The organism is Paenibacillus sp. DMB5 (genome assembly GCF_001517085.1).
Taxonomy (GTDB): Bacteria; Bacillota; Bacilli; order Paenibacillales; family Paenibacillaceae; genus Paenibacillus_AQ.
This window is the reverse complement of sequence record NZ_LRAC01000143.1, coordinates 54,089-65,829: the sequence shown is the minus strand read 5'-3', so window position 1 is coordinate 65,829 and position 11,741 is coordinate 54,089. Positions and strand designations below refer to the sequence as shown.

Here is an 11,741-nt window from a genome sequence, read left to right as displayed (position 1 = left end):
AAATGCCTTTGATTTCGGGCGGAATGGGCTAATGTGCGAAATGAAGGGCAAAAATGCCTTTGATTTCGGCCGGAACGGGCTAATGAGTGAAATGAAGGGCAAAATGCCTTTGATTTCGGCACCGCCATTTGACAACGTCCCGTCGCCAGACTATTCGAGCTATACGAACTAACGTCCTGCCAAACAAACGTATACCAGTTAACCGAGCCAACGTCCTGCAAACAACCCATTCCAGTTACCGAATCAGCCCCACCAGAGCTACCGGCAACAATGCCCGGCGATTGGTCGAAGCGAGCTAATATCGGGAGAGGACTGTTGCCAACCAAACGAGCTTTCCGCCGAACCCACAGTCTCAGTGAACTGCCGCTTCACTATTAATCACACCTAGCTACTAACAGACGTTCCCAACATCCTTCACACCGATCATTTGAGTCAAATACTGCAAGAAATTGCTGACCCCACGTCAATCCCGTACTTGCCCAGCGCAATCCCTGCTCCCAGCACATGTCTCAGTATATGCCCCGTACTGTCCCAGTACATCCCCAGTACAACCCCAGTACAACCCCAGTACAACCCAAGCACATCCCCCTATTACCGCCCCTCCTTTATTGTCATTCCGTACTTTGAATGCGGTTACATTTTTTTGTCGTGATCAGGCCATTCGGGGTGCTTTTCGTTCATGCCGGGTGATAGGGGCTGCATACAATAAAGGGAGCCTGTGTCCCTTAGACTTTGGCAGGGATGACGGCAACTAGAGGGTCTGAGAGGATGAGGCATATGCAGCAATATATTGCCCGCAAGGGAGATACCGTTAGCCGGATTGCCGCCAGGCATGGACTTACACCGGAGCATGTCATTCAGGGGAATCCGTGGGCCGGAAAGCAGCCCTACCTGTACCCGGGACAGGTCCTGTTCCTGCCTTCCGCACCGCGTAAACGGTACTCCGTACAGGTAGGTGACGATGCGGCGTCCATTGCTGCCTTGTTCGGAGTGGATATAGCTGAGCTTGAGCTGCTGAATCCGGGGGTTACTAACGGCCGCTATTGTAGTCCGGGTAAAGTGCTGGTTATTCCACAATCTGCATCAGGCAGGATAGTGTCCGTCAACGGTGAGTATGGCCCCGTCCAGGCTGATGAGGATATCAGGCTGCTGACGAAAAAATACCCCTTTATCACTGCCAGCAGCATTGGAACAAGTGTATTAGGCAAGCCCCTGCATCTGCTGAGGATCGGTAACGGGCCCCTTAACCTGCACGTGAATGCTGCACTCCATGCCAATGAATGGCTGACCTCTCCCTGCCTGATGTTATTCATAGAGCAGTATGCAGAAGCCTATGCAACCGGCAGAGGCTGGAACGGGCATGATCCTGCGCAGTGGTACCGGGACTGGACGGTGTGGGCGGTGCCCGTGGCCAACCCGGATGGTGTGGAGCTGGTGCAGGAAGGAGCGCTGCCGGATCATCCTTATTACACGGAGCTGATGAAATGGAACTGCGGCCGCCGCAGCTTCCGCCACTGGAAGGCCAATATCCGCGGGGTGGATCTAGGCGACCAGTTCCCGGCCCACTGGGAGGAGGAACGCGAGCGGCGGCAGATTCCCGGCCCTGCGCCGCGTGACTACAGCGGGCCGGCACCGCTCAGCGAGCCGGAAGCCGCTGCGCTAGCTGCGCTTGCCGAACGTTATCCAGGCGCTGCGGCCGTCTCCCTGCACAGCCAGGGAGCTGAAATCTACTGGAACTACCGGGGATATGAGCCGCAGGGAAGCAGGGAGCTGGCGGCGCGCCTGGCGGCGGCAAGCGGCTACCGCGCGGTAGAGCTTACCGGAAGCGATGCCGGATATAAGGACTGGTTCATCCAGCAGTTCCGCAGGCCGGGCTTCACGGTTGAGCTTGGAACCGGCAAAAACCCGCTTCCGCTGGAGGATTACGAAGACGCTGCCCTGGAAACCGGACTTATTATCGCGGAAATTCTCTCGAATTTGCATAAAAATTGAAACAAAAGCTGCAAATTTGCGTAATATAACAGCAAAGGGTACGGCCGCAATCCTGATTATCGGTGCTTGGCGGCTGTATCCTTTTCTATGTTTCCATTTCAAAAAGCCGGCGGTGTATACCTTTTAAAGGTGCACAGCCGGCTTTTTTTGACGCTCTGAGGCAGAGCTTAGGTCAAAATATTGCACATTAACGCGTATGAAAGCTGTACCGTATTCTCAAAAGTCTCTTGCTAAAATGAGATTTATAGAAGAACGGCAGCCGGAGGATTCCAGTGGAGAACGGAGAACGCCGGTTGCCGGGGAAGAGAGGACTGCATGATTAACGATACGTATACGCTGAATAGCAAGACTTTACCGCTGAATTCCTCCTATGACGTGATTGTCGTCGGAGGCGGTCCGGCGGGCTGCACCGCTGCAGCTGCGGCTGCGAGAGAAGGGGCGAGAACGCTGCTGGTGGAGGCGACCGGCAGTCTTGGCGGAATGGGGACCTCGGGTCTGGTACCGGCCTGGTGCCCGTTCTCTGACAAGGAGAAGATTGTTTACCAGGGACTTGCAGCCAAGGTGTTTGACACTTTAAAAGCACAAATGCCCCACGTGCAGAAGGAAGCTATGGATTGGGTGCCGATTGATCCTGAGAAGCTCAAATTAATTTTTGACGAACTCGTAGCCGGATCGGGCGTCAATATCCTTTTTCTGACGATGCTGGCGGGTGTCGAGAGGGATGAGTACGGCAATATTACAGCGATCCTCCTGTTGAATAAGGGGGGCTTGCAGGCATTCCGCGCAGCTGTCTATGTGGACTGTACAGGCGATGGTGATGTGGCGGCCTGGGCAGGCGCCGAATACGCCAAGGGAGATGAGGCGACCGGTGAGCTTCAGCCGGCCACACATTGCTTCATTCTCGGCAATGTGGATGATTATGCGTACCTTAATGGTCCGTTACTGCATGCCGAGAACCCGCACAGCCCTATTCATGAGGCAGTCGCCTCCGGACGCTATCCGGGTATTCCTGACACTCATATCTGCAACAACATGATAGCCCCGCGCGCCGTGGGCTTCAATGCAGGGCACCTCTGGGGAGTTGACAACACGGACCCGTTCTCGGTATCGGAGGCGCTGGTACAGGGCCGCAGGATGGCGGCCGCTTACCGGAATATGCTTGCCGCTGTCCATCCGGCAGCCTTTGGCAATTCGGTTGTGATGAACACCGGCACACTGATGGGAACACGCGAATCACGGCGGATTACCGGTGATTACATCCTCACAGCTGAGGATTACATGGCCCGCAGAAGCTTTGACGACGAAATCTGCCGCAACAGCTATTTCATTGACGTACATGGTACGCAGAAAGAGCAGCAGAGCGGTGAAGGATCAGGCCTGTCCATTACCCTCTACGGACCCGGAGAGTCGCACGGTATTCCTTACCGCTGCCTTACGCCGCGCGGATTGCGTAATGTGCTGGTGGCCGGCCGCTGCATCTCCAGTGACCGCCGGGTACTGGGCAGTGTCCGGGTCATGCCGGTCTGCCTGGCAATGGGGGAAGCAGCCGGGCTGGCTGCAGCACTGGCTGTGAAGCACAACGGCGGCGATGTTCATGCTGTTGATGTATCCCGGCTGCGCAAACGGCTCAAGGAAGAAGGCGGCTATTTACCGCCAACAGATGCTGAGAAGACAGAGGGGGAGATTCAATGAGCCAGCACGCGATCCTAACGGAGACAACTAAACCGCAGCCGAAAGTATACTGGACACGCAAAAGACGCGAGCAGCTGGCCGGATGGCTCTTCATCGCCCCGGAAGTCATCGGGATGCTGGTCATCGCTGTGTTTCCCCTTGTGTTCAGCCTGATCCTTAGCCTGACGGAATGGAATCTGGTCGGCGGATTGTCTGCGATTCACTTTGTCGGACTGGATAATTTCATCGAATTATTCAGGGACAACCGTTTTTTGCAGGCACTGAAGAACAATGTGCTGTTCACCCTCGGGACCGTACCGGTCACTATGCTGCTCGGGGTTGTGTTCTCTGCGCTGATCCATAAGAAGCTGTACGCCAAAACCTATTTCAAAGTGGCTTTTTTCGTCCCCTATATCTGTTCTACGGTAGCAATAGCAGCCGTCTGGCAGGCGCTTTATCATCCGTCCAAGGGTCCGGTCAACCAGATACTGATACAGCTCGGGCTGTCTGATCCGCCGCGCTGGCTGGTGGATACCAGCTTTTCGCTGATTGCAATCATGATAATTTATATCTGCAGCTGCTTGGTTATCAGATTATCATTTTTCTTGCCGGTATGACGAATATACCTGAAGAGCTCTATGAGGCCGCGACGATTGACGGGGCAAGCGGGATCGGACAGTTCCGGCGCATAACACTGCCGCTGCTTGGTCCGACCACCTTTTTCCTGGCGATCACAAGCACGATTTCATCATTCAAAATTTTCGATATGATCAAATTCCTGACCGACGGGGGACCCAATTATTCCAGTACGGTTATAGTGTACCAGATCTATGAGGAAGGCTTTGAGCGGTTCAAGATGGGATACGCCTCTGCTATGTCCTGGGTACTGTTCCTCATCATCATGCTGGTAACGTCGATTACCTGGATAACTCAGAGCCGCAAAGTCCATTATTAGACGACAGAGAAAGGAACAAACGTTATGACCAGAAAAAAAATAATGCCCGGCAATCTGCTCCTAACAGCCCTGTTCGCGGTTCTCTCCGCATTCTTCCTTATGCCGCTGGCATGGATGCTGTCCGCTGCTTCCAAGACGGAACGAGAGGTCTGGACCTTTCCGATTCAATGGATTCCGCAGGACTGGAACCTGATTGCCAACTTTAAGGCTGTATGGATGGGCGATGTTGCGTTTGGATTATTTTATATGAACTCTGTCAAAATCGCCCTGATATCCACTATAGCTACCATAGTGATATCTGCCATGGCCGGATATGCGCTCGGGAAGCTTGATTTCAAGGGAAGATCGCTGATCTTTACCCTGATGCTTGCCTTTATGATGATTCCCGAGCAGGCGACGCTCGTTCCGCGTTATATTATGATTAAGGAGCTTGGACTATATGATTCCCATGCTGCGCTAATTTTGATGGGCATGTTCTCCAGCTATTTCACTTTTCTGCTTCGCCAGTTCATGGTCGGCATCCATAATGACATGCTGGAAGCAGCCGAACTGGACGGGGCCGGTTTCTTCCGGATTTTCTGGAGCGTAGTGCTGCCGCTTAGCCGGCCGATTCTGGCTACAGTAGGGATAATCAAGTTTATCTGGACGTGGAATGATTACCAGGGGCCGCTGATCATGCTGAATTCAACCAAGCTGTACACTATTCCTCTGGGCATGCAATTCTTCAAGGAAGAGTTCGGTACGCAGATCTCGGTCATGATGATGGCTTCGGTAGCTGCGATTGTTCCGCTCTTGGTGCTGTTTCTGGCGCTGCAAAAGCAGGTCATAGACGGCATTGCCATCGGCGGAGTCAAGGGCTAGAAGGTCAAAAAAGTGTACGCCAGAACCGCAAAGCTATACACGGTATCAGCTTCCATATGATTGTATAATGAGCCTGCAGTAAACAAATCAAGGGGGAATTGCTTTGAAAAAACTATCATTAGCGCTAGCCAGTATGCTCCTTACGCTCTCCGTCACCGCGTGCGGCGACGGCGGCGGCAATTCATCTGCCGCAACCGATGCACCAGCTCCGGCTGCCGGCGGAAGCAGCAGTACAGAACAGCCTGCAGGCAAAGCAAAGATCAGATTCTACACATTCAAGGCTGACAAACCGGAGGAGCCTATCTATCAGGCGGTTCAGTCGTATAACGAATCCCAGGACAAGGTGGAAGTGGAGTACAAATCGCTGGTGCAGAACAGCGACAGCACCGAGTTCATGAAGAAGCTGGATATTCTGGTTGCCGGAGGTGAAGTCGTTGATGTATTTATGACCGGTAACGAGGATGAACTGCTGGAACGCGCATCACGCGGAGTTGTGGAACCGCTTAATTCTTTCTTTGAGCAGGAGAACATCACGCCGGAGGATGAATATTCCAAGCTTTTGAAGCTGGATGACCAGGTATACGGCATTCTGCCGAGCTCCACGCAGTGGCTGACGGTATTCAATAAGGATCACCTGGAGGCAGCGGGCTTGACCCTGCCTGAGATGGGCTGGACCTGGGATGATTTCCGCGATTACGCCAAGAAGCTGACTACAGATGAACACTATGGGACTTATTTTCATACCTGGGGTGAATATCCGAACATCATCGCTTATACCGAACGGCCGCATCCGCAGCTGAACGCTGATTTGAAACCGATTTTTGATGACCCTTCCTTCGAGTATTTCTTCAATCTCCGCCGCGTTATGGAGCAGGAAGACAAGAGTGTCGAGCCGTATGCGGATGTGCTGGCCTCCAACTATCATGTGCTCCAGCAGTTTTTTGCCGGAAATGCCAGTATGCTGGCTGTCCCGAGCTATGCGGTCAGAGCGGCATTAAATCTGGAGAAATTCCCGCATGAGTTCCAGACGATGTACGCTCCGCTGCCGCGGTCTGTTGATACGCAGGAGTTAGGCATGACCAATATTTCCGGCGACGGACTGGCGATGGGTGCCAAATCGGAGAACAAGGAAGCGGCCTACGATTTCATCCAGTGGATGGCCAAGGAATCCTATAAATTCACGAAGGAAATCCCGGCGTTCAAGGGTGTGGACGGAGCGGAATTAATCAAGGGCTTCTTCGGCGAAAATGAAGACCTGATCGATACCGCATCCTTATCCAAAACGCTGTTTGATCCGAACATTAAAATGCCGGATACGTTCAATGTACCTTACGGCAACGAATTAAAGGCAATTGTCGAGAACGGCTTTGCCAGCTATATCCTGGACAACCGCAGCTTTGAGGACATTAAGAATGAAATGACAGCGGAAGTGGAAAAGGTCGTTTCGGCCAATAAACAATAAAGAAATGATCAGAAGGCGGCAGCGGTTATGGATTATAATAGGAACGTTAAATCTACATCAGAGCACAAGGTGGAGACATTATGAAATGGTTAAGCCGTTTTTCCTTCCATCGCAGACTGCAGTTCACGTTCCTGGTCCTGATTCTGCTGCCTTTTATTGTAGTCACCTTCTGGTCTTACACCTCGGTAAGAGAAAACGTTAGTGATAAGATTACCCGCTCCAACGAAGAGACCCTGAAGGTAATCGCCAATCAGCTTGAAAAGACCGTGGATAACATTTCATTTGTCTCCGTCTATTTCTCCGAGGCCTATGATCCGGCGGTACTGGAAAGCTTACGCTATCTTAAGGATGCCGGACATTTCGGCAGCTATGGGGTGTATACCCACTACAATAAGCTCAAAACTACGGCCAATATACTGTCGGTGCAATCACTCGATGCCGAATTGCAGATTATGCTGGTCAACCGGGATAACCGGATTCTGATCGGCAATCAGGATATCCCCGTATTTTCGGAGCTGCCTGAGCGTCTGCTGCAGGAAAGCAGCAAGCTCGATGAGCAGGAGAAAATCACGCTGCAGTGGTTTCCCTACGGCGGAGACCCTGCTGCACCCGACTATTATTATGCTGTGCGCTTTATTAGCGACCCGCTTAATCAGGAGAAGCTGGCGACACTGTACGCGGGAATTCCAAGCCGCTATTTTGAGGAGCTGCTGGATACAGGCAACAGCGCAAATATCATTTCACTCGAGGATCAGGCCGGCAGACCTATTGCGAGGCTGGGTTCAACCGGAACCGTCCAGGAGAAATCTTTGCTGGTCAGCGAGGTCCGTATACCTAAGGTAGGCTGGCTGCTGTCCGGGCGGACACCGCGCAGCTCTGTTGACAGTCATATTAACCGGGAGTTTCTGATTTCCATTTCGGTTGTCGGCTTGTTCTTTTTGGCGTTTCTGATTCTGTCCATGCTGTGGGCGGGATATATCAACAAACCGATCAGTCTGCTGCGAGCAAGCGTGAAGCAGTATGTCGGCGGCAACCGTGCAGTAAGAATACCGGTCAAAGGCAAGGATGAGGTGGCCGTATTATCAGAAGCCTTCAACCACATGCTGGAGGATATGAATCAGCTTCTGCAGCAGGTGGAGAGTGAGCAGGAGGAGAAAAGACTGCTGGAGCTTCAGGCGCTGTCGGCACAGATCCGGCCGCATTTTCTGCTCAATACCCTCAATTCCATCAAGGTGGATCTTCTGCTCTCCGGTGACCAGTCCCACGGGGCGATGATCGATGCACTGATGAAGCTGCTGCGCGTCTATGTTCATGTCGACAAGCCGCTGGAGCTGGCTGAGGAGTGCAAGGTGCTCGGGAGCTATGTACAGGTAATGCAGATCCGCAACCGGCTTGACATCACGTTTGATTGTACGCTTGATGACAGGGCAGGGGCGGTGATGCTGCCGAGGCTGCTGCTGCAGCCTGTTGTCGAGAATGCCATCAGCCACGGCTTCTCTGCACGTCCGGACAATCCGGTAATCCGGCTTGAAGCCTCTCTGGAGCAAGGTATGTTAACAATCAGTATAAGCGATAACGGACGGGGCATGCCGGACGATAAGCTCCAGCGTCTGAACCGCAGGCTGCTTGGTGATGAGGATGAGACGCTCTGGCCGGAAAAAGGAGTCGGGCTGATCAACACTGCACGGCGCCTGCAGGTATTATACGGATACCGTTCACGGCTGACGGCGCAGCTGCGGTCAGCAGGTGGCATGACCTTTACGTTTATGATCCCGGTTACAGCTGAGAAGGAGGCGGATGCCCATGATGACCCTGATGCTGATTGATGACGATGTCCCGATGCTGGAATATGTGGAATTTCTGCTGGGCTCACTCGGCCTGGAGCTGCAGCTTGCAGCTTCCGCCTGCAGCAGTGAGGAAGCGCTGGAGCAGTTCCATAGCGTACTGCCTGATCTTGTCATTGTTGATATCGGCCTGCCGGGGATGGACGGGCTGGAGCTTGCGGATGCATTCCGGATCACCAAGCCGGAAGTGCGGCTCATTTTTTTGACCTGCTATGAGGATTTCCATTACTCGAAACGGGCTATTCAGCTGGAAGCGGACGACTATCTTATCAAGGATGAACTGTCACCGGAGCAGCTGAAAATCAGCCTGAGCAAAGCGATGAGCCGCTTCCGGAGCCGCCAGGAGCTGCTGGAACGGTATTCCCTCCGCCAGGCTATTGAGCGCAATAAGGAAGTGTTGAAACAGAACTTCCTGAAACAGCTGCTGTCCGGAACGGCAGACAGGGAGGATACGCTGCAGTTCGGCGAAAGTCTGGGCATCTCTTGGAAGTACCCTTTTCTGCGCCTGGGATTTCTTCATATGGATGCCGCATCAGTAACTGAACGTTACCGGTACAAGGATTTCCCGCTGATTCACTTTGCGGTGAATAATATTGCGCTGGAGCTGTCTGCCGGGGATTCCTCGATTACTCCGATTATGACCCGGGACGCCGACATTTTTCTGCTGTGGAATGTTGCTGATCCCGCCTGCCCTGCAGACGGTATTGCGAGATATATGGATTCATTGGTCTCAAAGGTGGAGCAGTACCTGAAAGTTACCGTACGGGGCTTCTACTCAGCGGCTACCGGATCAATCCGGCAATTTGAAACGCTGTATCTGGCGTTTACAGAGAGCCGGGATAACAACTTTTATAACGCTGTTACACCCGTGGCACTGCTCGGAGAGCCTACGGGTTTCGGGCAGACAGCGGAATCGAGGGGCGACAAGGAGCGCGGTATGCTGTCACTGGCGCTGGAGGATCAGAATGCCGCCTGGATTGATCTGGCGGTCAATCAATGGACTAATCACGTTTCGGAGCAGCGGCTGCTGCCCCGCCTGGCAAGGGAGTTATATGCTAATTTCGTACGCCAGATGGCATTTGAGTCGGGAGGCCTTCCCGAGGAGGATTATTTCATTCAGCTGGAGCAGACGGTCCATGTCACGGAGGTGGCCCGCCTGACCAAGCGGGAGCTGAGGAACCTGTGGAGACAGTATACGCTTGCGCCGGCGGCTGCTGCACAGAAGGATATCAGGCTGCAGGCGGTTGACAGATTCCTTGAGGAGTATGCCGACAAAATGGTGACTTCCATTGATTTGGCGGAGCATCTGCATCTGAATCCCAGCTATTTTTCCAGATACTTCAAGAAGCTGTCCGGTGTTAATTTTACCGATTACGTCAATCAGTACAAAATGAAAATGGCGATCACGATGCTCTCCCGTCCTCACGAGACGGTAGAGAATGTTGCCTATCTCCTCGGCTTCTCCGACCGTGCCTATTTCTCAAAGGTTTTCAAGAAGTACAGCGGTAAGAACCCCAGTGAATTCAAGATCCAGCCGCTTGAGGCGGAGGAGCAGACAATTAAAGCAAACGGAGCAAGCTTCGGGAGGGAATAATATTGAAGAGAGCATCTTTTACATTACCGGCGGAAGAAGTCGGCATATCACAGGAAGTGGATGTGCTGGTTGCGGGCGGCGGTCCGGCAGGCATCGCGGCGGCAATGTCTGCAGCAAGAGCAGGCGCGCGGACACTGCTGATTGAACAGCGCGGCTTCCTGGGTGGAATGGGTACCGTTGCCCTGGTGCCGGCCTTCTGCCCCTACAGTGACGGGGAGAAAGCCGTTGTGCGCGGCATCGGGCTGGAGCTGATGGAACAGATGAAGGCAGCGTGTGAACCGGGCTTCCGGGAACAATACGGCTCTGAGCTGGATTGGGTGCCTATCGATCCGGAGGTGCTTAAGCGGGTGTACGACAAGGCGGTTCTGGAGAGCGGGGCAGAGATTCTGCTGCACACTGTCGTGAGTCAGACTCTGAAGGATAAAACAGGGCGTAAGCTTGAAGGTGTGGTTATTGTCAATAAATCCGGCAGAAGCGTGATCCGGGCGAAGACGGTAATCGACACAACCGGTGATGCGGATTTAGCTGCTTTGGCGGGAGCCCCGTTTCATAAGGGCGGAGAAGCCGGTGAGCTTCAGGCTGCGACCATGTGCTACTTGCTGGCCAACGTAGACCGCCGGAGGTTTGAGCATTACAGGAATGAAAGCGGTGACACCGACCAGCTTCACCGGGCTGTGCAACAGGCCCAGGCTGACGGTAACCTTCCCCCCGGCCGGGACTCAGTCTCCGGGCTGGCCTGGATCGCGGATTATCTGGTCGGCGTGAATTTCGGTCATGTATTCGGCGTTGACGGTACGAGCGCGGAGGACTTGACCCGCGGGGCGGTGGAAGGGCGGAAGCTGGTCAGTCTCCAGCTGGATTTCTTCCGCAAGTATGTCCCCGGGTTTGAACATGCTCATCTGGTGTCCAGCGGAGAGCAGATCGGCATCCGAGAAACAAGACGGATAGTGGGCGATTATATACTGACCCAGGAGGATTTCATGAATATGGTATCCTTTCCGGATGATATTGCCCGCAACAGCTATTTCATTGATATCCATATGGCCCGCAGCAGCGGTGCCATGCATATTCACCATCTGCCGCCCGGCAAATCCCACGGTGTACCCTACCGCTGCATGCTGCCGGCCGGTCTCGACAATCTGTGGGTGGCGGGACGTGCTGCCTCCTCTGACCGTGTAGTTCAGGGCTCGCTGAGGGTGATGCCCAACTGCTTTGCAATGGGGCAGGCGGCGGGTCTGGCAGCAGCTATAGCCTGCAGCACGGACGGCCTGAGCCGCGGGGTTGATATACCTGCTCTTCAGCACAGGCTGGTCCAAGAGGGGGCCTGGCTCGGTGAGGCGTTGTCGGCAACTGACTAATTAC

The 11,741-nt window shown here is 53.7% G+C and carries 9 protein-coding genes; all 9 read left to right on the top strand.

Annotated elements, in window-relative coordinates; genetic code table 11:
* The first annotated feature begins 777 nt into the window (after positions 1–777).
* The 9 genes from AWJ19_RS24730 to AWJ19_RS24695 all read left to right on the top strand — a co-directional run bounded on the left by AWJ19_RS24730 (position 778) and on the right by AWJ19_RS24695 (position 11,737).
* Complete coding sequence (locus AWJ19_RS24730) at positions 778–1,992, top strand: M14 family metallopeptidase (RefSeq protein ID WP_068727912.1); 1,215 nt, start codon at positions 778–780, stop codon at positions 1,990–1,992.
* A gap of 315 nt (positions 1,993–2,307) precedes the next feature.
* Complete coding sequence (locus AWJ19_RS24725) at positions 2,308–3,684, top strand: FAD-dependent oxidoreductase (protein WP_068727911.1); 1,377 nt, start codon at positions 2,308–2,310, stop codon at positions 3,682–3,684.
* Positions 3,681–4,280: a sugar ABC transporter permease gene (locus AWJ19_RS37695; protein WP_347231150.1), complete on the top strand. Its 600-nt coding sequence runs from the start codon at positions 3,681–3,683 to the stop codon at positions 4,278–4,280. Before AWJ19_RS24725 ends, AWJ19_RS37695 begins: the two co-directional genes overlap by 4 nt.
* Entirely contained in the window at positions 4,277–4,618 is a 342-nt protein-coding gene (locus tag AWJ19_RS37690; RefSeq protein ID WP_347231149.1) for a sugar ABC transporter permease, read from the top strand. Before AWJ19_RS37695 ends, AWJ19_RS37690 begins: the two co-directional genes overlap by 4 nt.
* A gap of 24 nt (positions 4,619–4,642) precedes the next feature.
* Positions 4,643–5,479 (top strand): carbohydrate ABC transporter permease, encoded by an 837-nt coding sequence (locus tag AWJ19_RS24715; RefSeq protein WP_068727910.1) that lies wholly within the window; start codon positions 4,643–4,645, stop codon positions 5,477–5,479.
* Between the two features lie 103 nt (positions 5,480–5,582).
* On the top strand, positions 5,583–6,941 hold the full coding sequence (locus AWJ19_RS24710) for an extracellular solute-binding protein (RefSeq protein WP_068727909.1): 1,359 nt from the start codon (positions 5,583–5,585) through the stop codon (positions 6,939–6,941).
* An 80-nt stretch (positions 6,942–7,021) separates the two neighbouring features.
* Positions 7,022–8,767 (top strand): histidine kinase, encoded by a 1,746-nt coding sequence (locus AWJ19_RS24705; protein ID WP_068727908.1) that lies wholly within the window; start codon positions 7,022–7,024, stop codon positions 8,765–8,767.
* The gene (locus AWJ19_RS24700) at positions 8,745–10,379 is read left to right on the top strand and encodes a helix-turn-helix domain-containing protein (protein ID WP_068727907.1); all 1,635 of its coding nucleotides are present in this window, start codon (positions 8,745–8,747) and stop codon (positions 10,377–10,379) included. The genes AWJ19_RS24705 and AWJ19_RS24700 overlap by 23 nt, the downstream gene beginning before the upstream one ends.
* Positions 10,379–11,737, top strand: coding sequence for an FAD-dependent oxidoreductase (locus AWJ19_RS24695; RefSeq protein WP_082708096.1), 1,359 nt, complete (start codon positions 10,379–10,381; stop codon positions 11,735–11,737). The genes AWJ19_RS24700 and AWJ19_RS24695 overlap by 1 nt, the downstream gene beginning before the upstream one ends.
* The last annotated feature ends 4 nt before the right edge of the window (positions 11,738–11,741 follow it).